Below are 21,952 nucleotides of genomic sequence, written 5' to 3' on the forward strand. Positions count from 1 at the left end.
CGCCGTCCCCCTAGACACAGTGAGCAACCCCGTCAGTCTGCCTTGTCCAGGGCGGATGCGTCAGCTGTGGAGGGCGCGGTCACGGCCAGACGCGCGGTATGTCACAAGGCCCTCACGGGGCCTTCGCACACTTCCGCACAGACCCGCACGGGAAACGGCCCGCCGACCGGTAGCTGACGGTTCGTCAGATCGGCGCTACCGTGAGCGCCATGGACACCGACCTGACGTTCCCTCAGATCATCTCCGTCGACGACCACACCGTGGAGCCCGCGGACGTCTGGCAGAGCCGTCTGCCGAAGAAGTACCTGGACGTCGGCCCCCGCATAGTCCGGGCCCCGCTGAAGGAGATCTCCTTCCTCGGCGGCCGCTTCCGCCCCGTCATGGGCGCCCCCGGCGACGACGGCCCCCTGGGCGACTGGTGGCTCTACGAGGAGCTCCAGCGCCCCCTGACCCGCCTCGACACGGCCGTGGGCTACTCCCGGGACGAGATAAAACTCGAGGTCATCACCTACGAGCAGATGCGCCCGGGCTCCTACGACGTCCCGCAGCGGCTGGCCGACATGGACGTCAACCACGTCCAGTCCGCCGTCTGCTTCCCGACCTTCCCGCGTTTTTGCGGGCAGACCTTCACCGAGGCCAAGGACCACGAGCTGGGCCTGCTGTGCATACGGGCCTACAACGACTGGATGGTGGAGGAGTGGTGCGGCCCGGACGCGCGGGGCCGGCTCATACCCCTCACGCTCATCCCGCTCTGGGACGCCGAGCTCGCCGCCGCCGAGGTCCGCCGCAACGCCGCCCGCGGGGTCCGCGCGGTCGCCTTCTCCGAGATCCCCCCGCACCTGGGCCTGCCCTCCGTCCACTCCGACGACTGGGACCCCTTCCTCGCCGCCTGCGACGAGACCGGCACGGTCGTGGCCATGCACATCGGCTCCAGCAGCAGGATGCCGTCCACCTCCAAGGACGCCCCGCCCGCGGTCGGTTCGACGATCACCTTCGCCAACTGCTGCTTCTCGATGGTCGACTGGCTGATGAGCGGCAAGTTCGAACGCTTCCCGAACCTGAAGGTGATGTACGCCGAGGGCCAGATCGGCTGGATCCCGTACATCCTGGAGCGCGCGGACGTCGTCTGGGAGGAGAACCGCGGCTGGGGCGGGGTCGCCGACAAGGTCCACCGCCCGCCGTCCGAACTGTTCGCCGAGCACGTCTACGGCTGCTTCTTCGACGACGCCTTCGGGCTGAGGAACCTCGACGCCATCGGCCTGGCCAACGTCCTGTACGAGACCGACTACCCGCACTCCGACTCCACCTGGCCCAAGTCCCGCGAGGTCGGCGAGGCCCAGATGGGCCACCTGGACCCGGCCGCCGTGGAGCGGATCGTCCGCGGCAACGCCATCGACCTGCTGGGGCTGACCCCCGAGGGGCTCTGGCGACCGTGACGGCCCTGTCGTACGGCATCCAGCTGCCCGTCCAGTCCCAGAGCACGATGTACGCCGAGCCCTGGGAGGACACGGCCGGCCCCGAGGACCTGCTCGCCGTCGCCCGGACCGCGGACCGCGCGGGCTTCGACTACATCGCCTCCTGCGACCACGTGGCCATCCCGCGCCGGCTCGCCCCCGCGATGAGCACGGTCTGGTACGACCCCGTCGCCACCCTCGCCTTCCTGGCGGCGGCGACCGAACGCGTCCGGTTGCTCAGCCATGTCGCGATCGTGGGGCTGCGCCATCCCCTGCTCACCGCCAAGCAGTACGCCACCCTCGACCACCTCAGCGCGGGACGTCTGATCCTCGGCGTCGGGGCCGGCCATGTGCGGGAGGAGTTCGAGGTGCTGGGCGTGGACTTCGAGCGGCGCGGAGCGGTCCTGGACGAGACGGTCGACGCCCTGGGCGCGGCCCTCGGAGCGGAGGAGTTCCCCGAACACCACGGCAAGCTCTTCGACTTCGAGGGTCTGGGCCAGCGGCCCCGCCCCGCCCAGGACCGCGTCCCCGTCTGGGTCGGCGGCTCGTCCCCCGCCGCCGTCCGCCGTGCCGCGCTCAAGGGCGACGGCTGGCTGCCGCAGGGCGATCCGCGCGACCGTCTGCCCGACCAGATCGCCCGCCTCGGGCGGCTGCGCGCCGAGGCGGGCATCGAGGACCCGCTGACCGTCGGCGCCATCACCGAGCCCCTGTACGTCGGCACGCCCTCCTGGGACGTCGGCCGCCGCACCCTGACCGGCCCCCCGGACCGGCTCGCCGAGTCCCTGCGCGCCTACCGCGCGATGGGCGTGCACCAGATCCAGGTGCGGTTCCGCTGCCGGAGCCGTACCGAACTCACCGACCAGATGGCGGCCTTCGGCGCCGACGTCGCACCCGGTCTGTAAAGGAGTCATGGCATGGGCAAGCTGGACGGACGCGTCGTGCTCGTCACCGGGGCGGCGCGCGGGCAGGGCGAGCAGGAGGCCCGCCTGTTCAGAGCGGAGGGGGCCGAGGTCGTCGTCGCCGACGTCCTCGACGACCAGGGCGAGGCGCTCGCACGGGAGATCGGCGGCCGGTACGTCCACCTGGACGTGGGCGAGGAGGAGCAGTGGCGGGCGGCCGTGCGGGCGGTCAAGGACGCCCACGGCCGGATCGACGGCCTGGTCAACAACGCCGGCATCCTGCGCTTCAACTCCCTGGTCGACACGCCCCTCGACGAGTTCATGCAGGTCGTACGGGTCAACCAGGTCGGCTGCTTCCTCGGCATCAGGACGGTGGCGCCCGTGATGGAGGACGGCGGCACGATCGTCAACACCGCCTCCTACACCGCCGTCACGGGCATGGCAGCAGTCGGCACCTACGCCGCCACCAAGCACGCCATCCTCGGCCTCACCCGCGTCGCGGCGCTGGAACTCGCCCACCGCGGCATCCGCGTCAACGCCATGTGTCCCGGCGCCATCGACACCGCGATGTCCAACCCGGCCCAGCTGGACCCGACGGCCGACGCGGAGGAGACCGGGCGGGCGCTGGACGAGCTGTACCGCAAGCTCGTGCCGCTCGGGCGGATCGGCAAGCCCGCGGAGGTGGCGCGGCTGGCGCTTTTCCTGACGTGCGAGGACTCCTCGTACATCACCGGTCAGCCCTTCGTGATCGACGGCGGGTGGCTGGCGGGCGTCAGCATTATCTGACGGGCCATCAGCTATTGACCCTCCCTGTCGGTGGTGCAACAGTCATCCAAAACTGACGGAGCGTCAGAAAACTCCAGAACCGGGGACGGTGAACCTCCTTGGAATTCGGGCTCTTTGTACAGGGGTATGTGGGCAAGCGCGCCGAGACCGATCCGCTCGCGGAGCACAAGGCGCTGATGGAGGAGACCGAGTACGTCATCCAGGCGGACAGGTCCGGCTTCAAGTACGCGTGGGCGTCCGAGCACCACTTCCTGGAGGAGTACTCCCACCTCTCCGCCAACGACGTGTTCCTCGGCTACCTCGCGCACGCGACGGAACGCATCCACCTCGGATCGGGCATCTTCAACCCGCTGGCCCAGGTCAACCACCCGGTGAAGGTCGCGGAGAAGGTCGCGATGCTCGACCACCTCACACAGAACCGCTTCGAGTTCGGCAGCGGGCGGGGTGCCGGTTCGCACGAGATCCTCGGGTTCATCCCCGGGGTGACCGACATGAACTACACCAAGGAGATCTGGGAAGAGACCATCGCCGAGTTCCCCAAGATGTGGCTGCAGGACGAGTACGTCGGCTTCCAGGGCAAGTTCTGGCAGCTGCCGCCGCGCAAGGTTCTGCCGAAGCCGTACGGCAGGTCGCACCCGGCGATGTGGTACGCGGCCGGGTCGCCGCCGTCGTACGCGATGGCCGCGAGGAAGGGACTCGGCGTGCTGGGCTTCAGCATCCAGAAGGTCTCCGACATGGAGTGGGTGCTTGAGCAGTACAAGACGGCGATCGTGAACGCCGAACCGGTCGGCGACTTCGTCAACGACAACGTGATGGTGACGACGACGGCCATCTGCGCGCCGACCCACGCCGAGGCGATCGACATCGCCGTGCACGGGGGGCTGCACTACCTGCCCTCGCTGGTGTTCCGGTACCACGACACGTTCCCTCGCCCCGAGGGGTTCCCGGTGTGGCCGGAGACGCTGCCGGAGTACACGCCGGAGTTCGTGGAGCTGCTGATCGAGGAGGAGCTGCTGATCTGCGGTGACCCGGACGAGGTGCTCACGCAGTGCAAGCGGTGGGAGCAGGCGGGGGCGGACCAGCTGAGCTTCGGGCTGCCGGTGGGGGTGCCGAAGGAGGAGACGTTGCAGACGATTCGGCTGATCGGGGAGCACGTGATTCCGAAGATCGACACGGATCCGGTGCATCGGACGTCGCGGTTCCGGGGGGCTGTCTGAGGTCCTACGGCGGCTGCGGGTGTGCGGGGGCCGGTCGCGCCCACGCGGCGGTAGCCGCACATGCGACAACAGCCTCGCGCCCCATTGGGCGGGACAGGTGCTCGCAATTGAGAAGGGAGCCTCCATGCTTGATCACCTCATCAAGGGCGCGACCCTCGTCGACGGGACCGGTGCGCCCGCCCGGACCGCCGACGTCGGTGTGCGGGACGGCCGCATCGCCGTCATCGGCGCTGTCGCCGAGGAAGCCCGCACCAGCGAGGACGCCTCCGGCCTCGTCCTCGCGCCCGGGTTCGTCGATCCGCACACGCACTACGACGCGCAGCTGTTCTGGGATCCGTACGCGACGCCGTCCCTGAACCACGGGGTGACGACCGTCGCGGCCGGGAACTGCGGGTTCACCCTTGCGCCGCTCAACCCCGGCCGCCCCGAGGACGCCGACTACACGCGCCGCATGATGTCCAAGGTCGAGGGCATGTCGCTGACCGCGCTGGAGGAGGGGGCGCCCTGGAGCTGGAGTTCGTTCGGGGAGTACCTGGACGCGCTCGAAGGGCGGATCGCCGTCAACGCCGGGTTCATGGTGGGGCACTGCGCGCTGCGCCGGTACGTCATGGGGCCGGACGCCGTCGGCGGACAGCCCGACGAGGAGCAACTGCACCGGATCGTGGGGCTGTTGCACGAGGCCATGGACGCCGGTGCCTGGGGCTTCTCCACCACCCAGTCCCGCACGCACTCGGACGGCGACGGGCAGCCGGTCGCCTCCCGGCACGCGCTGCCCGCCGAGCTGCTGGCCCTGTCCCGGGCCGTCGGCGAGCACGAGGGCACCCAGATCGAGGCCATCGTCGCGGGCTGCCTCGACCAGTTCAGCGACGCCGAGATCGAGCTGTTCGCGGAGATGAGCGCGGCGGCCGGACGGCCCCTGAACTGGAACGTGCTGACCATCGACGCGGCCGTGCCCGAACGGGTGCCACGGCAGCTGCAGGCCAGCGAGCAGGCGCGCAAGGCGGGCGGCCGGGTCGTCGCCCTCACCATGCCGATCCTGACGCCGATGAACATGTCCCTGGGCACCTTCTGCGCCCTCAACCTCATCCCCGGCTGGGGCCCCGTCCTCGGCCTGCCCGTCCCCGAGCGCATCGCCCGGCTGCGGGACCCGGAAGTACGGGCCGAGATGCTCCGGAGCGCCGACTCCAAGGAGGCCGGCGTCCTGCGGCGGCTGACGAACTTCGGGCGGTACGTCATCGGGGACACCTACAGCGAGGCGAACCGCGGGCTGAGCGGGCGGGTGGTCGGCGACATCGCCCGGGAGCGGGGCCAGGAGCCGTTCCACTGCATGGTGGAGATCTGCGCCGCCGACGAGCTGCGTACGGTCCTGTGGCCCATGCCCACCGACAACGACCCCGCCTCCTGGGCGCTGCGCGCCGAGACCTGGCAGCACGAGGACGTGCTGCTGGGCGGGTCCGACGCGGGCGCGCATCTGGACCGCATGTGCGGGGCGCCGTACACCACCCGCTTCCTCGGCGACTGCCTGCGCCGGCGGAAGCTGGTCGGCCTGGAGCAGGCGGTGAAGATGCTGACGGACGATCCGGCGCAGCTGTTCGGCCTGCGCGAGCGGGGCCGGGTCCAGGAGGGGTTCCATGCCGACCTGGTGCTGTTCGACCCGGAGCGGATCGACGCGGGCCAGGCCACTTTGGTGCACGACCTGCCGGGTGACAGTCCGCGGCTGGACGCCAAGGCGATCGGCGTGCGGGCCGTCTGGGTCAACGGGGTCGAGGTGATCCGGGACGACGAGGTCAGCGGCGCCGTACCGGGCACGGTCCTGCGCTCCGGGCGGGACACGAGGACGGTGAGCACCAGGTGAAGGGGGCGGCCGACGGGCAGCGGCTGTTCGTCGGGGGCGAGTGGACCGAGCCGGACGGCGGGCACTACGCCGTCGTCGACCCGGCGACCGAGGAGACCGTCGGATGGGCCCCGGAGGCCTCGCGGGATCAGGTGCGCGCGGCCTGCGCCGCGGCCCGCGAGGCCTTCGGCCCGTGGTCGAGGACGGCGCCGGAGGAGCGGGCGGCGGTGCTCGGGCGGGCGGCCGGCATCATCGCGGGCCACTTCGCGCCGTACGCCGAACTCGCCCAGGCCGAGACCGGGGCGACCACGGGGACCGCCCGGGCGATGCAGGTCGGGGTCGGCATGGCCCGCTTCCGGCGGTACGCGCGCGTGGAACCCGCCGAGTGGGCGATCCCGCCGCAGATCAACGAGGCCGGCCCGATGGGGCGGGCCGGGGTGATGGGGGCGCTCGCGGTACGGCAGCCGGTGGGGGTCGTGGCCTGCATCACCTCCTACAACAACCCCTGGGCGAACCCGGCGGGCAAGATCGCCCCCGCCCTCGCCATGGGCAACACCGTGGTCGTCAAGCCCGCCCCGCAGGACCCGCTGTCGGTCTACCGGATGGCGGAGGCGCTGGAGGCGGCGGGAGTGCCGCGCGGGGTCGTGAACGTCGTCTCCGGCCGGTCGGTTGCGGTCGGGGAGGCGGTGGTGGAGTCGGCCGACGTCGACATGGTCAGCTTCACCGGGTCGACGGCGGTGGGACGGCGGATCGGCGAGGTGTGCGGCCGCTCCATGAAACGGCAGCTGATGGAGCTGGGCGGAAAGGGCGCGGCGCTCGTCTTCGACGACGCGGACCTCGGTTCGGCGGTGGCCGGGATCGGCACCACCTTCTCCTTCTACAGCGGACAGATCTGCACGGCTCCGACGCGGGTGCTGGCGCAGAGAGGGGTGTACGACCGACTCGTCGACCAACTGGCCGCTTACGCAAGCTGGTTGAAGGTGGGCGATCCGAGGGAGCCGGACACGGTGGTGGGGCCGGTGATCTCCGCAGCCCACCGGGAGCGGGTGGAGTCGTACGTCGAACTGGGCCGCAAGGAGGGTGCGGTGGTGGTGACGGGCGGCGAACGGCCGCCGTACGACCGCGGTTTCCACGTCGCGCCCACCCTCCTCGCCGACTGCACCAACGACATGCGCGTGGCCCGGGAGGAGATCTTCGGGCCGGTGGTCGTGGTGATCCCGTTCGACGACGAGGACGAAGGCGTCGCCCTCGCCGACGACAGCGACTACGGGCTCATCGACTACGTGTGGTCGGGTGACGTCGCCCGCGCCTTCCGGGTGGCCCGGCGGCTGCGGGCCGGCGGGGTCGGCGTCAACACCGTCGGCCGCAACATGGAGGCGCCCTTCGGCGGCTTCAAGGACAGCGGGGTCGGCCGCGACTGCGGGTCGTACGCACTGCACGCCTACGGCGAGGTGCAGTCGATCGTGTGGCCCGGCTGACCCTCAGTCGTCCAGGTCCACCCGCACCGTCAGCAGCCCGGCCCCGACCGTCCGCACCGCGGCACTGTTCATCCGGGGCAGGGCGCGCAGCCGGGCGACGGGGTCGTCGTCGGGCAGGAGATGGGCCGTGCCGGTGTGCCAGCGGCCGCGCAGCCGGACCCGGACCCGGGGATCGGCCTTGATGTTGCGCACGTACTGCGACCGCTCCCCGAACTCCGACACCAGCCAGAAGGAGCCCCCGGTCCTCCGCCCGCCGACCGGCGTACGGCGGGGGAGGCCGGAGGCGCGGCCGGTGGTCTCCAGCAGTGTGTGGGTGGGCAGCCGGCGCATCACGGTGTTGAGGACGCGCTGGAAGGCCGTGACGACGCGGTACTTGGTCTCACTGTCCATGGGTCGACTTCACCACGAAAACCGATGGAACGGCGCCGTGGTCCGCCGCTACCTTGCTGCCTGACCGAGTCGTTCGACGAAGGACGTGCCGTTGTACACCGTGTGAGACCTCCCGAGCGCTGATTCGTCGCGCGTCGCGCCTGTGCGCCGCGCCCCTTTCTGCTGCGGATTTCTCACTGAAACCGGTGTACTTCTGTGCTCACCAACTGGGTGGTCGCACCCACCTGCCTGCCACTCGTCCTGCGTCGTTGCCACACGTGCCCGTCCGGGACCTTCCGGCCGAACGGCAAGTTCCGTGTCAACGCCCACCACAAACTCATCGACGCCTGGCTCCTCGCGCTCTGCACCGCCTGCGGGGACACAGCCAAGTTCACGGTCCTGGAGCGGGTGAACGTGCGCTCCGTACGGCCCGGGCTGCTGGCCCGTATGCACGCCAACGACTCCGGCCTGGCGGCCGAGTTGCTCGCTGACCCGGTCGTGCGGCGCCGCAACCGCATCGCCCTCGACTGGGCCGACGCCTGGCGCCTCGACACGGGCGGACCGGTGCCCCACCCGGACGGCGGGGCGATCGACGTCTCGGTCCGCTTCGCGGCGCCGATCCCGGTCCGGCCGGTGCGGCTGATCGCCGAAGGCTGCGGCCTGTCACGGGCCGAGGTCGAGAGGCTGATCGCCGGAGGGAAGGTCGTCTCGGCGGCCCGCCTGAACGGCAGGCTCTCCGGCGACTTCACCTTCATGCTCAAACGCTGAGCCCACCGCGCGGCCGGGGGGCCGTCCGGCGGAATCCGCCGGGCAGGCACTCCGGCCGCGCGTCAACGGCCCAGGAAAACCGGGTTGGTGAAGGCGGCCATCGCTCCCGGCAGCGGTCCCGCCGCCGTCTCGTGGCGCAGTTCCGCGCGGACGTACGCCGCGTGCGCCGCGGTCGTCCGCCACTCCGCGGCGCCCGAGCCGGTCACCGGCAGGGCGTCGCCGGTGAGCACCAGGCCCTCGTCGGTGACCAGGCGGATCGTGCAGCGCGGGGCGCCCGTGGCCGCGGCGCGGATGGTCACCGGGACGTCGGCGTCGACCGCCAACCGCTCCCCGATGCCCGCGTGTTCACCACTCGCGACCGTCGCCGTCAGGGAAAAGGACACGTCCTTCGACTCCGCCACGTACGAACGCCCCGCCCGGATGCCCTCCAGGATCGCCTCCCGCGTCAAGTCGTCGGCGAGAACGACCGTCTGGGGCAGCCCCACGACATCCGGATCCCGGTGCGCGTCGCTGCTGCCCATCGCCGGGAGCCGGCCGCGTCCCTCCCGCATCGACGCCACGAGCCTCCCGTCCCACTCCGCCAGCGTCACCTCGTCGTCCGGCGTCCACGGGCCGTTCCACACCTCCACCGCGTCCGCCTCCCCGTACCCGAACTTCCAGGCGCAGCCGATGCAGGGCGCGTGCGGATGGGCCGGCACGACCAGGCCGCCGGCCCGTCGGATCAGGTCGGCGACGTGCTCGAACCGGCCGTCCCGGGCCCGGTGCCGCCAGTCCACGAAGGTGCCCGGATCGGTGCCGAGCGCCACCACGTGACCGTTCCTCGTCGTCACCTCCTCGCCGAGCAGGATCAGCAGGTCGTCGCCCGCCTCCGTGGCCCAATGGGCGTGCGCGGCATGGGTGTTGTGGTCGGAGGAGTTGATGAAGTCCAGGCCCGCCGCCCGCGCGAGCGCCGCGATCTCCGCCGGGGTACGGCGGCCGTCGGAGTACCAGGAGTGCAGGTGACAGTCGCCGCGGTACCAGGCCCGGCCCCGGCCGGCGGCACGCGAAGGCGGGTACACCGGCCGGACGGCGGGGCCGGGAGCGCCGTACTCGAACACCACCGTGATCTCGTACGACAACCCCTGCGGCGCCACCGTGTAGGGGCCGAGCACCACATGCCAGATGCCTTCCCGCACCGGTCCCGGCACATACCCCGGTGTGGCGTCGTCCGCGCGGACGAAGAACTCCGTGCGCGCCCCGCCCGACCAGCCCCGGAAGCCCTCCCCGCCCCGTTGCGTGCCGCGCTCGTCGAAGAGGCCGATGTCGAGGGCGTTGCCGGGGGCGCCGGGCGGCACGGAGGGTCTGTCGTAGCCGTAGGAGACCCTCAGCTCGCGGACACCGGGCGGGACGTCGAAGCGCACGTACACGTAGTCCGGTGCGCCCGGGGCCAGGGTGCCGCGAAAGGTGTCACACCGTCAACGTAGACCGGCCCCCGGGCCCGTGGAACCCGACGCCGAATCCCGACTGGTCGGTGTGTACATCGCATGCCGTACCCGGTATGGATGACCCATGCGCATCGCCGTCACGATCTTCCTCACCGACGAGACCATCGCCCCCGTCCGGCTCGCCCGTGAGCTGGAGCGGCGCGGGTTCGCGGGCCTCTACCTGCCCGAGCACACCCACATTCCCGTGGAGCGGACGACCCCGTACCCGGCGGGCGGCGACCTGCCCCCCGAGTACGGCCGCACCCTCGACCCCTTCGTCGCCCTCGGCCAGGCCGCCGCCGTGACCGAGCGGCTCGGCCTCGGCACCGGCATCACGCTGGTCGCCCAGCACGATCCGATCGCCCTCGCCAAGCAGATCGCCACCCTCGACCACCTCTCCGGCGGCCGGTTCACCCTCGGCCTCGGCTTCGGCTGGAACGTCGAGGAGGCCGCCGACCACGGCGTGCAGTGGCGCACCCGGCGGGAGCTGGTGCGCGACCGGATGGCGCTGATGCGGGCGCTGTGGTCGGAGGAACCGACCGCCTACGAGGGGGAGTTCGGGAGCGTACGGGCCTCCTCCGCGTATCCCAAGCCGGTCCAGAAGGCGCGCGGTCCGGTCGTCGGCCCCCGCACCCTCGTCGGCGGTGCCGCGGGCCCCAAGCTCTTCTCCCACGTCTGCGCATACGCCGACGGCTGGATGCCCATCGGCGGGCGCGGCCTCACCGAGTCGCTGCCGGTGCTGCGGTCGGCCTGGGCCGACGCGGGCCGCGACCCCAAAGCCCTGCAGATCGTCCCGTACGCCGTCTTCCCCACCCCCGGCAAGCTCGCGCACTACGCCGACCTGGACATCGAGGAGGTCGTGGTCCAGCTGCCACCGGCGGGGGAGGCGGAGGTGCTGCGGGTCCTGGACGGGTACGCCGAGTTCTTGTGAGTGGGCGCCACCAGCCAGAACGCACCCGCGGCCGACAACGGAGACCTCGAACGTATGCTCAAGAAATGACGACTTCCGCGACCGGAACCGGCCCCACCGACAACTCCATGCGTCGCGCCCTCAAACGTGCCCGGGACGGCGTCACCCTGGACGTGACAGAGGCGGCCGTCCTCCTGCAGGCCCGCGGCGAGGCCCTCACCGACCTCACCGCGTCCGCCGCCCGGGTACGGGACGCGGGCCTGGAACAGGCCGGGCGCCCCGGCGTCATCACGTACTCGAAGAGCGTCTTCATCCCCCTGACCCGGCTGTGCCGGGACAAGTGCCACTACTGCACCTTCGTCACCGTCCCCGGCAAGCTGCGCCGCGCCGGGCACGGGATGTTCATGTCGCCGGACGAGGTCCTCGACATCGCCCGCAAGGGCGCCGCCCTCGGCTGCAAGGAAGCCCTGATCACCCTCGGCGACAAGCCCGAGGAGCGCTGGCCCGAGGCACGCGAGTGGCTCGACGCGCACGGCTACGACGACACCATCGCGTACGTCCGCGCCATCTCCGTCCGCATCCTGGAGGAGACCGGGCTGCTGCCCCACCTCAACCCCGGCGTGATGTCCTGGACCGACTTCCAGCGGCTCAAGCCGGTCGCCCCGTCCATGGGGATGATGCTGGAGACCACCGCCACCCGCCTGTGGTCCGAGCCCGGCGGCCCCCACTACGGCTCCCCGGACAAGGAACCCGCCGTGCGGCTGCGCGTCCTGGAGGACGCCGGGCGGTCCTCCGTCCCCTTCACGTCCGGGCTGCTGATCGGCATCGGCGAGACGTACGAGGAGCGGGCCGAGTCCCTGTTCGCGCTCCGCAAGGTCTCCCGCGCCCACCACGGCATCCAGGAACTGATCATCCAGAACTTCCGGGCCAAGCCGGACACCGCGATGCGCGGCATGCCCGACGCCGAGCTGGACGAGCTGGTCGCGACCGTCGCCGTCGCCCGGCACATCATGGGGCCCGGCGCCTGCCTGCAGGCCCCGCCCAACCTCGTCGAGGGCGAGTACGAGCGGCTGATCGGGGCGGGCATCGACGACTGGGGCGGGGTGTCCCCGCTGACCATCGACCACGTCAACCCCGAGCGGCCCTGGCCGCAGATCGAGGAGCTCACCGAGCGCTCCCGTGCCGCCGGCTTCGAGCTGCGCGAACGCCTCTGCGTGTACCCGGAGTTCGTCACCCGCGGCGAGCCCTGGCTGGACCCGCGGCTGCGCCCGCACGTGCGCGCCCTGGCCGACCCGGAGACCGGGCTGGCCCTGCCGGACGCGGTGGTCGAGGGTCGCCCCTGGCAGGAGCCCGAGGAGGCCTTCACCGCCTCCGGCCGCACCGACCTGCACACCTCCATCGACACCGAGGGCCGCACCAGCGACCGGCGCGAGGACTTCGACGAGGTCTACGGCGACTGGGCGGAGCTGCGCGAGGCGGCCGCGCCCGGCATGGCGCCCGAGCGCATCGACACCGACGTGCGCGCCGCGCTGGCGACCGCGGCCGACGACCCGACGAAACTCACCGACGACGAGGCGCTGGCGCTGCTGCACGCGGACGGCCCCGCGCTGGACGCCCTGACCGCGATCGCCGACGAGGTGCGCAGGTCGGCGGTCGGCGACGACGTGACGTACATCGTCACCCGCAACATCAACTTCACCAACGTCTGTTACACGGGCTGCCGGTTCTGTGCCTTCGCGCAGCGCAGGACGGACGCCGACGCCTACACCCTCTCCCTGGAGCAGGTGGCCGACCGCGCCCGGCAGGCGTGGGACGTGGGCGCGGTCGAGGTGTGCATGCAGGGCGGGATCCACCCCGACCTGCCGGGGACGGCGTACTTCGACATCGCGCGCGCGGTGAAGGAGCGGGTGCCGGGCATGCACGTGCACGCCTTCTCGCCCATGGAGGTCGTCAACGGCGCCACCCGCACCGGCATGTCCGTACGGGAGTGGCTGACCGCGGCGAAGGAGGCCGGCCTGGACACCATCCCCGGCACGGCGGCCGAGATCCTCGACGACGAGGTGCGTTGGGTCCTCACCAAGGGCAAGCTGCCCACGGCCACCTGGATCGAGGTGATCGAGACCGCCCACGAACTGGGCATCCGGTCGTCGTCGACCATGATGTACGGGCACGTCGACCAGCCCCGCCACTGGCTCGGCCACCTGCGCACGCTCGCCGGCATCCAGCAACGCACCGGCGGCTTCACGGAGTTCGTCACGCTCCCCTTCATCCACACCAACGCCCCGGTGTACCTGGCGGGGATCGCCCGGCCCGGCCCGTCGGTCCGCGACAACCGGGCGGTGACCGCGATGGCCCGGCTGCTGCTGCACCCGTACATCCCGAACATCCAGACCAGCTGGGTCAAGCTGGGTGCGGAGGGCGCGGCGCAGATGCTGCGCTCGGGCGCCAACGACCTGGGCGGCACGCTGATGGAGGAGACGATCTCCCGGATGGCCGGGTCCTCCTACGGCTCGTACAAGTCGGTCAAGGACCTGATCGCGGTGGCGGAGGCGGCCGGGCGGCCGGCGAAGCCGCGGACGACGCTGTACGGCGAGGTGCCCGAGGAACGGCAGCGGGCGGCGGCGGTGTCGGACGGGCACCTGCCGGAGCTGCTGCCGGTGCTGGACTGACACGGGGGAGCACCACAGTACGATGATCGGACCCCTGTTCCGACGGGTGTCAGGGGTCCTGTAACCGAGGAGTTGCGTGCCGTGCCAGCCCCCAAGGTCTGGGTGACCGGTCTGACGGTGGGAGCCATCGCCGCCGTCGCCGTCCTGGCCGTGCAGGCCGACAAGGGACCGAAGCCCCATGCGGTCGCCTCCAAGCCGAACGCCTCGGCGTCGGCGGGCGCGCATCCCCACGCCACGAGGACGAAGTCGCCGGCCGCGGTGCCGGGCGGCTCCGGCACCGGCCGCCGGGTCGTCTACTCCGTCGGCCGCAGGACGGTGTGGCTGGTGGACGCGAGCGACGCGGCCCGCCGCACCTTCGCCGTGTGGCCGGGGACGGTCGCCCCCGCCCCCGGCGCCTACACGGTCGGCACCCGCACCGAGGGCCCGATCACCGGCTCGGACGGTGTGAAGATCGAGCACATCGTGTACTTCTCCGTCAGCTCCGGGGTCAACATCGCCTTCTCCAACGCGGTCGACGGGTCGTCCCCGCCGCCCGCGTCCGGCGCCCGCACCGGTGGTATCCGGATGAGGACGGCGGACGGGGCGGCGCTGTGGACCTTCGCGACGGCCGGCACGAAGGTCGCGGTCGTCAAGTAGTGGCGTCCGTACGCCGGTTGTCGCTGAACAGTACGACGAGCAGCGTGAACCCGGCGAGGACGAACACCCGCAGCGCCGCGTCCAGGCCGTTCCAGGTCTTCGACTGCCACATGGAGAACCACTCCCCGCCGATGGCGATGAAGCCGGCGCCGAAGAGCAGGAGCAGCATCAGCAGCCCGTAGGTGGAGACGCTGCGGGCGCGGGCGTGGTCCCGGCGGGCCCACAGCCAGGTCCCGTAGATCAGGACGAGCGCGGCGATCGTCTCCCAGATGATGATCGCGACGTAGGCGGCGTTCTGCAGGCCCTTGCTGGTGATGGCCCGCCACATCAGGTCGTCGTCCTTGAACGTGGTGTCCATGGCCAGGACGTGCTGCACGAAGGCCTGGTTGGTCCCGAAGTCGGTGATGTTGCCGAAGGCGACGAGCGCGATGTAGAGGGCGACGCTCGCCGTGAGGAGCGCGGCCGTGAGGGTGAGGGCCCGGGCGTGGGGGGTGGTGACCGTGGTCGTGCCGGTCGTTGTGTTGGTGGACATGACAGCCATCTTTCCCCGGCGTGATCGGTCCGTGCACGGATTGCCCTCTGAACCGACCGTCCCCGTTCGATTACAGTGCTGAACTGTCGTATGTCGGGCAGGGCCCTCGGGGAGGTCTTGGTGGGTGTGACAGCCGGGGCCGTCTGGGGCCGCGCGGAACAGCAGGACTTCCGCAGCCGGGTGCGGGGCACGCTGCTCGGATCCGCCGTCGGGGACGCGCTGGGAGCGCCGGTCGACGCGATGGATCTGGACGGGATCCGCGAGGGGTACGGCGCCGAGGGGCTCGCCGATCTCGGCGTCGCCTACGGCAGACGCGGAGCCGTCACCCACCTCACCCAGCTCACGCTGTTCAGCGTGGACGGGCTGATACGCGCCCAGGTCCGGCGGGACACCGGTGCCTGGCATCCGCCGACCGACCTGCACCGCGCCTACCTGCGGTGGGCGGCCACCCAGCGCGACTGGGGGCCGGACGAGCGGCGCAAGGACGACGGCTGGCTGGCCCGCGAGGAGTGGCTCTACGCCCGGCGCGACCCGGCCCGCTCGCTGCTGATCGGCTTCGGGGACGAGAGCATGGGCACCCTGGACGTGCCCAAGAACCCCGGCGAGGTCGGACCGGAGGCGGTGGCCCGCTCCGCGCCCTTCGGGCTCCTCGTCGGCTGGGAGCCGCAGCTCGTCGCGCAGCTCGCGGTGGAGTGCGCGGCGCAGACCCACGGACACCCGATGGCCTACCTGTCGGCGGGCGCGTACGCCGTCGTCGTGCACGGGCTGGCCCGTGGCGAGACCCTCGACGCGGCCGTCCAGCAGGCGCTCGCCCTGCTCGCCGCCCGGCCCGGCCACGAGTCGGTCTCCGGCGCGCTCCAGCACGCCCTGGGAGCCGTACGGCAGGGCATGCCGACGCCCGCCCGGGTCGCCGAGCTCGCCGGGGACCGTACGGCGGAGGGGACGCTGGCCGCGGCCGTGTACTGCGCGCTGGTCGGCGAGGACGTCCGGCACGGCCTGTGTCTCGCCGTGAACCAGGACGGCCCGTCGGGGGCGACGGCCTCGCTGACCGGCGGCCTGCTGGGCGCCCTGCACGGGGAGACGGCCCTGCCGCCCGCCTGGCTGGCCGAGCTGGAGGGCCGGCCCACGATCCTGGAACTGGCCGACGACTTCGCCATGGAGATGACCCAGGGCCCCGCCCTGCACGGCCCGGCGGGCTCCTCCCCGGGCTGGCTGGCCCGGTATCCGCGGGCCTGACCGCCGCCGCTATCTCTCCTCGGCCGCCTCGGCCGCCTCCCGGGCCGTGCGTTCCAGGCGGTCCCGGTACTCCTGCCACCAGGCCGGGTCGTCCGACGGCAGGTTGGCGCTGTCCTGGAGCCAGCCCGCGGAGCCGTCGAGCTGTTCGCGGAGGATGTCGGCCTGTCCGGCGTGCCGCTGGGTGTCGGCGAGGACCCGGACCAGGGCGTGGTGCAGGGTGATCTCGTCCTTGCCGTCCGGCCACCACGGCACCCTGCCGACCGTGTCCGGGGGCAGTGCCGCGACGGTGGCGTCGGCGTGCGGCCACGCCTGCCGGTAGCGGTCGACGATGTCCGCCCGGGACTCGTCGGCGGACGCCCACATGTCGCTGTTGTCGTCGGCGACGGGACCGTACCAGGGGCGGGTGGGGGCGGCGGGCCGCCCGAACGTGTCGCCCAGGTAGCCGAGTTCGACGTAGGTCACGTGCTTGACCAGGCCCAGCAGATTGGTGCCGGTCTGGGTCAGGGGACGCCGGACGTCGTACTCGGACAGGCCCTCCAGCTTCCACAGCAGGGCGTCCCGGGCGTCCTGGAGGTAGCGGAGGAGGTCGGCCTGCGGGCCCGGGGGGAGTGGGGTGGTCATGCCGGTCAGTCTGCCGGTCGCGCGGTGCGCCGGCACCGGCTTTCCCCCTCCCTCCGGGCCCGGGGCGTCAGTCCTTCACGGGCGTGCGGCCCAGCGCGTCCTCCACCCCTTCCGCCGGAGCCGGTACGGCGACCGCCGTGCTGTCGTCGTCCGTGTTGATCCTCTCGATGACCGCCAGGCGCTCCGGGGTGTCCTCCGGCTTCAGGTAGCCGATGAGGATGTAGAGGACCAGGGAGACGGCCAGCGGGATGGAGACCTGGTACTGGAGCGGGACACCGCCGTCGACGTTCCAGTTGATGGGGTAGTTGACCAGCCAGAAGGCCAGCAGGCCCATTCCCCAGCTGGTCAGCGCCGCCGTCGGGCCGGAGCGGCGGAACGGGCGCAGCAGGCCCAGCATCATCGGGATGGCGATGGGGCCCATCAGACCGGCGACCCACTTGATGACGACCGTGATGATGTCCTTGAAGGCGGGCGAGTTGACCTGGGTCGCCACCGCCATCGACAGGCCGAGGAAGACCACCGTGGTCACCCGGGCGGCGATCAGCCCGGAGCGCTGGCCCCACTCACGGGCCCGCCGGGACAGCACGGGTGCCGCGTCCCGGGTGAAGACGGCCGCGATCGCGTTGGCGTCGGAGGAGCACATGGCCATCGTGTGGGAGAAGAACCCGACGATCACCAGGCCCAACAGACCGTGCGGGAGGAGCTGTTCGGTCATCAGGCCGTAGGAGTCGGAGCCGTCCGGCTTCTGGGCGTGGACCAGCAGCGGGGACATCCACATGGGGAAGAACAGCACGACCGGCCAGATGAGCCACAGCGCGGCGGACAGCCGGGCCGAGCGCGTGGCCTCCCGCGGGCTGCCCGTCGCCATGTAGCGCTGGGCCTGGTTGAGCATGCCGCCGTTGTACTCGAAGAGCTTGATGAAGAGGAACGCCAGGAGGAAGACTGTGCCGTAGGGGCCGACGAGGGGCTTGCCGTGGCCGTGCAGAGCCGGCTGGTCCCAGGCCTCGAAGAAGCCGATTCCCTTGTCGTTCAGCTTCAGCACGACCGCCACGAACATCGAGACGCCGGCCAGCAACTGGATGACGAACTGGCCCAGTTCGGTCAGCGCGTCCGCCCACAGACCGCCGATCGTGCAGTAGACCGCGGTGATCGCGCCGGTGATGAGGATGCCCTGGTTCAGGGTGATGCCGGTGAACACGGACAGCAGGGTGGCGATCGCCGCCCACTTCGCGCCCACGTCGACGATCTTCAGCAGCATGCCGGACCACGCCAGGGCCTGCTGCGTCTTCAGGTCGTAGCGGTTCTTCAGGTACTCCAGCGGGGAGGCCACCTGGAGCCGGGAGCGCAGGCGGTTGATCCGTGGCGCGAACAGCTTCGAGCCGATGGCGATGCCCAGCGCGATCGGGAAGGACCAGGTCACGAAGGACGTCACGCCGTAGGTGTAGGCGATGCCCGCGTACCCCGTGAACAGGACCGCGCTGTAGCCCGACATGTGGTGCGAGATGCCGGACAGCCACCAGGGCATCTTGCCGCCGGCGGTGAAGAAGTCGCTGACGTTGCCCACTTGCTTGTGCGACCAGACGCCGATCGCCACCATCACGCCGAAGTAGCCGATGAGCACGGCCCAGTCGAGACTGTTCATGAGCCCCCTTCCAGGGTCCGCTGCCGGGGACGGGCATGACGAACTCTGAGTGGGGTGGCATGATCACAGCAAGCAAGCGGCGGTTCAAGAGCAGGTAAAATCGTTCCGCTTGATGGTCGGTGTTTATGTACATGAACAGCCAGCGTGGCTGGATTCCGACCGTCAGCGCATCAGTTCCCCCGCGTTGACCAGCAGCGACTGCCCGGTGATGGCTCGCGCCCGGTCCGAGGCGAGGAACACCGCCGCGTCCGCCACGTCCGCGTCCGTGGCGAGGTCGGGAAGCGCCATCCGGTCGGTCAGCCGCTTCAGCACCTCGGCCTCCGGCACCCCCTCCGTCTGCGCCGTGAACTGCACGAACGCCTGCACCGGCGGCCCCCACATCCAGCCGGGCAACACGGTGTTGACCCGGACGCGGTGCGGTCCGAGCTCGCGCGCCAGCGAGTACATCGCGCTCGTCAACGCCCCCTTCGAGGCCGCGTACGCCGCCTGCCGGACCTGGGTGGGGGCTGCGACGGAGGACTGCGTACCGATGAAGACCACCGAACCGCCCGCCGCTTTCAGGCCCGGCAGACACGCCCGTGTCATCCGCAGCGAGCCCAGCAGGTTCACGTCGATCACCGACTGCCAGGTGACGAAGTCCGCGTCCTCCAGACCGCCGAAGTGGCCGTCCCACGCGGCCACATGGACGACCGCGTCGATCCGGCCGAAGCGGTCGTGCGCGAGGGCGGCCAGCGCCTGGCACTGCGTCTCGTCGGTGATGTCCGTCGGCCGGTACGCCGTGTGCGCCCCGTCCGGATCGATCTCGGCCGCGCTCTTGGCGAGGTTCGCCTCCGTGCGCGCACCGAGCACCGCGTTCCCGCCGTCGCGCACGACCGCCGCAGCGACCTGGTGACCGAGTCCGGCGCCGACTCCCGAGACGACGACGGTCTTGCCCGTGAGCAGTGACATCCGAGCCTCCGGGGGGCTGGCCAATTATCTGACGGGGCGTCAGAGTATGGGCGACCGGCGGAGGACGGAAGGGGAGCGACGTGAGCGAGGAAACCCGGAGCGACGTGTACGCCGAACTGGCCGCGGTGGGACCCTACGGAGTCCGTCCCGGCCATGCCCTCATCACCATGGTCGAGCCGCACCCCGGCCACGAGTACGCGTACAACCGCTGGTACGAGGACGACCACTACTACGCCGGCGCCATGGCCATGCCCTGGATGTTCGCCGGACGCCGCTGGGTGGCCACCCGCGATCTCCAACTGCTGCGCTACCCCGAGAAGTCGGTGGTCGCCCAGCCGGTCACCGCCGGCTGCTACCTCTCCACGTACTGGGTCACGGACGGCCGCTACGACGACCACATGAGGTGGACCGTGGCGATCAACAAGCGGCTGAACCGGGACGCCCGCGTGTACCAGGACCGCACCCACGTCTTCACGGCGTTCCAGGACCACGAGGTGACGGTCTACCGGGACGGCGCGGCCGGACCTCGCGATTTCCACGCCCTCGACCACCCGTACGCGGGGCTGGTGGTGGAGGTGATCGACGCCGAATCGGAGGGACAGCGGACCGAGTTGCTCGAGTGGCTGCGGACGCGGCACCTGCCGAAGCGGCTCGCTGGGTCGCCGGCGGCCATGGTGACCGTGTTCCGGCCGACCCCGCTGCCGGGCGACCGTATGACGTACGTGAAGCAGGTGGAGGGCGTGGACACCCGGCTGACGCTGCTGTGGTTCCTGGAGGCCGATCCACGCGAGTGCTGGGAGGCGTACTTCACGGGGCTGGACGGGCCGGTGGGCGAGACGGGGCTGGGGAGGGTGGAGCTGGTGGCGCCGTTCGTCCCGACGGTCCCCGGGACGGACAGGTACGTCGACCGACTGCGCTAGGGCCCGTCGTCACGACGGACCGGACACAGGCCGAGCCCCCTCGGCAAGGACGGCGAAGCTGGTCGAGAGGGCTCTTGCTGTGCTGCTCTGTGAAGTTGTGCTCGGCGGAAGGAGGGTCCGAAGATCGTGAAGACCCTTCCGCTACGCCTTGATCGACGCGACGAACGTGTTCCACGCCTCGGCCGGGAAGGCCAGTACCGGGCCCTCGGTGACCTTGGAGTCCCGCACGGCCATCGCCGCGACAACCGGTGACTTGATCTCGACGCACGCGCCGTTGCCCGTGGAGTACGAGGACTTGGTCCACGTGCCCGTGGCGCCCTGACGAATTGCCATTTTTGCTCCGGAATGCCAGTCGTTGAGTTGCTGTCACCGCACGACGAGTCCGACTCCGAACCCACAGCGCGGTTTGCGCCAACCTGTGGTGCGTGGTGGCGTGATCGACGCTACTCGCCCACCTCGGTGTACGAAGCGACTATTCACTCGACTGGATGGCATATTCCAGGTGGGTCTTCCGCTGGAGACCCAAGAAGGTGTACGGTACGGCGCTTCAGCGAGCGTACTCCTTCGCGATGTCCGCGATGAACTGCCGTGAATGGTCCGGGTTGAGGGCCTGCGCCCGCAGGTGCTCGTACATCACGCTGTACTTCTGCACGTCGTTCGCCTTCTCCAGGTACAGGTCGCTGGTCACGCCCTCGATGTAGACCACGCTGGAGTCGGCCGCGTCCGGGAACTCGAGGATCGCGTACTGGCCGTTGAGGCCGGGATGCGCCCCCATGTCGAAGGGGATCACCTGCACCGTGACGTGCGGCAGCTGGGACTGCTCGACGAGGTGCTCCAACTGGTCCCGCATCAGCGAGCGGTTGCCCACCACCCGGCGCAGGGCCGCCTCGTCCATCACCGTCCACAGGCGCAGCGGGTTCTCCGGGGCGGTGATTCGTTCCTGCCGGCGCAGCCGCACCTGGACGCGCTTCTCGATGTCGGCGGCCGCGGTCTCGGGCAGGGCGCCCGCGATCAGCGTCTCGGCGTACTGCCGCGTCTGCAGCAGGCCCGGCACGACCTGCGGATCGTAGACGCGCAGACTCGCCGCGTCCGTCTCCAGCCCGATGTACACGCTGTAGGGGATGTCGCCGAAGGAGTGCCACCAGCCCTGCTGGCGGCTGTCCTTGGCCATCTGCATCAACGAGTCGACGATCCGGTGGTCCTCGACCTCGTACACCCCGCACAGGTCGCGGACGTCGCGCTGGCTGATGCTGCGCCGTCCGTTCTCCAGCCGGCTGATCTTCGACTGCGACACCAGCAGCCGCTCGGCCACTTCCTCGGCCGTCATGCCCTTGAGCTCACGGAGCCGGCGCAGCTCCTGGCCCAGCCGGCGTCGCCTGACGGTGGGATTGACACTTGACGCCACGGGACGTGCACCTCCGGCTGCGGACCTCTGCTTGCCACTTTGCGTATCTGCTGTTGAGCAGATTGCCACCAAGGTGCTTTCTACCGCTGGGAAACGGCGGATATGCGCTGGATACGCGCCAGTTCGTGAGGCCCGCACACAAAGCGGCCGCGCGGGACGGCGGAA

The 21,952-nt window shown here is 71.0% G+C and carries 20 protein-coding genes; 12 read left to right on the forward strand and 8 right to left on the reverse strand.

Annotation, left to right across the window (positions count from 1 at the left end):
- Positions 1-209: 209 nt before the first annotated feature.
- From ACQF4J_RS25985 to ACQF4J_RS26010, 6 genes are all read left to right on the forward strand, one after another.
- Positions 210-1,436, forward strand: coding sequence for an amidohydrolase family protein (locus ACQF4J_RS25985; RefSeq protein ID WP_351560917.1), 1,227 nt, complete (start codon positions 210-212; stop codon positions 1,434-1,436).
- 5 nt (positions 1,437-1,441) lie between these two features.
- Positions 1,442-2,356, forward strand: coding sequence for a TIGR03619 family F420-dependent LLM class oxidoreductase (locus tag ACQF4J_RS25990; RefSeq protein WP_351799212.1), 915 nt, complete (start codon positions 1,442-1,444; stop codon positions 2,354-2,356).
- Positions 2,357-2,368: 12 nt separating this feature from the next.
- The gene (locus ACQF4J_RS25995; RefSeq protein ID WP_351560919.1) at positions 2,369-3,139 is read left to right on the forward strand and encodes an SDR family NAD(P)-dependent oxidoreductase; all 771 of its coding nucleotides are present in this window, start codon (positions 2,369-2,371) and stop codon (positions 3,137-3,139) included.
- 98 nt (positions 3,140-3,237) lie between these two features.
- Complete coding sequence (locus tag ACQF4J_RS26000) at positions 3,238-4,356, forward strand: LLM class flavin-dependent oxidoreductase (protein ID WP_351560921.1); 1,119 nt, start codon at positions 3,238-3,240, stop codon at positions 4,354-4,356.
- Between the two features lie 124 nt (positions 4,357-4,480).
- Complete coding sequence (locus tag ACQF4J_RS26005; RefSeq protein WP_351560923.1) at positions 4,481-6,211, forward strand: N-acyl-D-amino-acid deacylase family protein; 1,731 nt, start codon at positions 4,481-4,483, stop codon at positions 6,209-6,211.
- Positions 6,208-7,668, forward strand: coding sequence for an aldehyde dehydrogenase family protein (locus ACQF4J_RS26010; protein WP_427166887.1), 1,461 nt, complete (start codon positions 6,208-6,210; stop codon positions 7,666-7,668). The genes ACQF4J_RS26005 and ACQF4J_RS26010 overlap by 4 nt, the downstream gene beginning before the upstream one ends.
- 3 nt (positions 7,669-7,671) lie before the next feature.
- On the opposite strand, the gene ACQF4J_RS26015 is transcribed toward ACQF4J_RS26010, so the two are convergent.
- Entirely contained in the window at positions 7,672-8,058 is a 387-nt protein-coding gene (locus ACQF4J_RS26015; RefSeq protein ID WP_351560927.1) for a nitroreductase/quinone reductase family protein, read from the reverse strand.
- 195 nt (positions 8,059-8,253) lie between these two features.
- Here ACQF4J_RS26015 and ACQF4J_RS26020 point away from each other — a divergent pair, with 195 nt between their 5' ends.
- Complete coding sequence (locus ACQF4J_RS26020) at positions 8,254-8,805, forward strand: DUF1062 domain-containing protein (protein WP_351798938.1); 552 nt, start codon at positions 8,254-8,256, stop codon at positions 8,803-8,805.
- A gap of 62 nt (positions 8,806-8,867) precedes the next feature.
- Here the strand turns inward: ACQF4J_RS26020 and ACQF4J_RS26025 are convergent, their stop codons facing one another.
- Positions 8,868-10,235 (reverse strand): CehA/McbA family metallohydrolase, encoded by a 1,368-nt coding sequence (locus ACQF4J_RS26025; RefSeq protein ID WP_427168616.1) that lies wholly within the window; start codon positions 10,233-10,235, stop codon positions 8,868-8,870.
- Between the two features lie 118 nt (positions 10,236-10,353).
- Between ACQF4J_RS26025 and ACQF4J_RS26030 the strand changes: the two genes are divergently transcribed.
- The 3 genes from ACQF4J_RS26030 (at position 10,354) to ACQF4J_RS26040 (ending at position 14,483) form a co-directional block, all read left to right on the forward strand.
- Positions 10,354-11,199: an LLM class F420-dependent oxidoreductase gene (locus tag ACQF4J_RS26030; RefSeq protein ID WP_351798933.1), complete on the forward strand. Its 846-nt coding sequence runs from the start codon at positions 10,354-10,356 to the stop codon at positions 11,197-11,199.
- 65 nt (positions 11,200-11,264) lie between these two features.
- A complete protein-coding gene (locus tag ACQF4J_RS26035; RefSeq protein WP_351560934.1) occupies positions 11,265-13,847 on the forward strand; it encodes a bifunctional FO biosynthesis protein CofGH in 2,583 nt (860 codons plus the stop codon).
- An 81-nt stretch (positions 13,848-13,928) separates the two neighbouring features.
- Positions 13,929-14,483, forward strand: a complete 555-nt coding sequence (locus ACQF4J_RS26040) for a hypothetical protein (RefSeq protein WP_351560936.1) — start codon at positions 13,929-13,931, stop codon at positions 14,481-14,483.
- Here ACQF4J_RS26040 and ACQF4J_RS26045 read toward each other — a convergent pair.
- Positions 14,476-15,015, reverse strand: coding sequence for a DUF2165 domain-containing protein (locus ACQF4J_RS26045; protein WP_351798930.1), 540 nt, complete (start codon positions 15,013-15,015; stop codon positions 14,476-14,478). The two genes, ACQF4J_RS26040 and ACQF4J_RS26045, sit on opposite strands and share 8 nt — an antisense overlap.
- Before the next feature lie 120 nt (positions 15,016-15,135).
- Between ACQF4J_RS26045 and ACQF4J_RS26050 the strand changes: the two genes are divergently transcribed.
- Positions 15,136-16,251 carry an ADP-ribosylglycohydrolase family protein gene (locus tag ACQF4J_RS26050; protein ID WP_351560939.1) on the forward strand — a complete coding sequence of 372 codons (1,116 nt, stop codon included), beginning with the start codon at positions 15,136-15,138 and terminating at the stop codon, positions 16,249-16,251.
- A 9-nt stretch (positions 16,252-16,260) separates the two neighbouring features.
- Here the strand turns inward: ACQF4J_RS26050 and ACQF4J_RS26055 are convergent, their stop codons facing one another.
- From ACQF4J_RS26055 to ACQF4J_RS26065, 3 genes are all read right to left on the reverse strand, one after another.
- Positions 16,261-16,872 carry a DinB family protein gene (locus ACQF4J_RS26055; protein WP_351560941.1) on the reverse strand — a complete coding sequence of 204 codons (612 nt, stop codon included), beginning with the start codon at positions 16,870-16,872 and terminating at the stop codon, positions 16,261-16,263.
- Positions 16,873-16,939: 67 nt separating this feature from the next.
- On the reverse strand, positions 16,940-18,514 hold the full coding sequence (locus ACQF4J_RS26060; RefSeq protein WP_427166888.1) for a sodium:solute symporter family protein: 1,575 nt from the start codon (positions 18,512-18,514) through the stop codon (positions 16,940-16,942).
- Positions 18,515-18,676: 162 nt separating this feature from the next.
- Positions 18,677-19,462 (reverse strand): SDR family oxidoreductase, encoded by a 786-nt coding sequence (locus ACQF4J_RS26065; RefSeq protein ID WP_351560945.1) that lies wholly within the window; start codon positions 19,460-19,462, stop codon positions 18,677-18,679.
- Between the two features lie 80 nt (positions 19,463-19,542).
- Between ACQF4J_RS26065 and ACQF4J_RS26070 the strand changes: the two genes are divergently transcribed.
- Positions 19,543-20,382 carry a hypothetical protein gene (locus ACQF4J_RS26070; protein WP_427166889.1) on the forward strand — a complete coding sequence of 280 codons (840 nt, stop codon included), beginning with the start codon at positions 19,543-19,545 and terminating at the stop codon, positions 20,380-20,382.
- A 141-nt stretch (positions 20,383-20,523) separates the two neighbouring features.
- Here ACQF4J_RS26070 and ACQF4J_RS26075 read toward each other — a convergent pair whose 3' ends face one another.
- Together ACQF4J_RS26075 and ACQF4J_RS26080 are read right to left on the reverse strand one after the other, a co-directional pair.
- Positions 20,524-20,715: a DUF397 domain-containing protein gene (locus ACQF4J_RS26075; RefSeq protein ID WP_351560949.1), complete on the reverse strand. Its 192-nt coding sequence runs from the start codon at positions 20,713-20,715 to the stop codon at positions 20,524-20,526.
- A gap of 214 nt (positions 20,716-20,929) precedes the next feature.
- Positions 20,930-21,787: a helix-turn-helix domain-containing protein gene (locus ACQF4J_RS26080; RefSeq protein WP_142152788.1), complete on the reverse strand. Its 858-nt coding sequence runs from the start codon at positions 21,785-21,787 to the stop codon at positions 20,930-20,932.
- Positions 21,788-21,952: the final 165 nt, after the last annotated feature.

Source organism: Streptomyces sp. C1-1 (genome assembly GCF_050214755.1).
Classification (GTDB): domain Bacteria; phylum Actinomycetota; class Actinomycetes; order Streptomycetales; family Streptomycetaceae; genus Streptomyces.

Coding starts and splice junctions, on each gene's coding strand:
- ACQF4J_RS26035 (WP_351560934.1), top strand. CDS start 11,265: ATGACGACTTCCGCGACCGGAACCGGCCCCACCGACAACTCCATGCGT.
- ACQF4J_RS26065 (WP_351560945.1), bottom strand. CDS start 19,462: ATGTCACTGCTCACGGGCAAGACCGTCGTCGTCTCGGGAGTCGGCGCC.
- ACQF4J_RS26055 (WP_351560941.1), bottom strand. CDS start 16,872: ATGACCACCCCACTCCCCCCGGGCCCGCAGGCCGACCTCCTCCGCTAC.
- ACQF4J_RS26005 (WP_351560923.1), top strand. CDS start 4,481: ATGCTTGATCACCTCATCAAGGGCGCGACCCTCGTCGACGGGACCGGT.
- ACQF4J_RS26030 (WP_351798933.1), top strand. CDS start 10,354: ATGCGCATCGCCGTCACGATCTTCCTCACCGACGAGACCATCGCCCCC.
- ACQF4J_RS26075 (WP_351560949.1), bottom strand. CDS start 20,715: ATGGCAATTCGTCAGGGCGCCACGGGCACGTGGACCAAGTCCTCGTAC.
- ACQF4J_RS25995 (WP_351560919.1), top strand. CDS start 2,369: ATGGGCAAGCTGGACGGACGCGTCGTGCTCGTCACCGGGGCGGCGCGC.
- ACQF4J_RS25985 (WP_351560917.1), top strand. CDS start 210: ATGGACACCGACCTGACGTTCCCTCAGATCATCTCCGTCGACGACCAC.
- ACQF4J_RS26045 (WP_351798930.1), bottom strand. CDS start 15,015: ATGTCCACCAACACAACGACCGGCACGACCACGGTCACCACCCCCCAC.
- ACQF4J_RS26015 (WP_351560927.1), bottom strand. CDS start 8,058: ATGGACAGTGAGACCAAGTACCGCGTCGTCACGGCCTTCCAGCGCGTC.
- ACQF4J_RS26060 (WP_427166888.1), bottom strand. CDS start 18,514: ATGAACAGTCTCGACTGGGCCGTGCTCATCGGCTACTTCGGCGTGATG.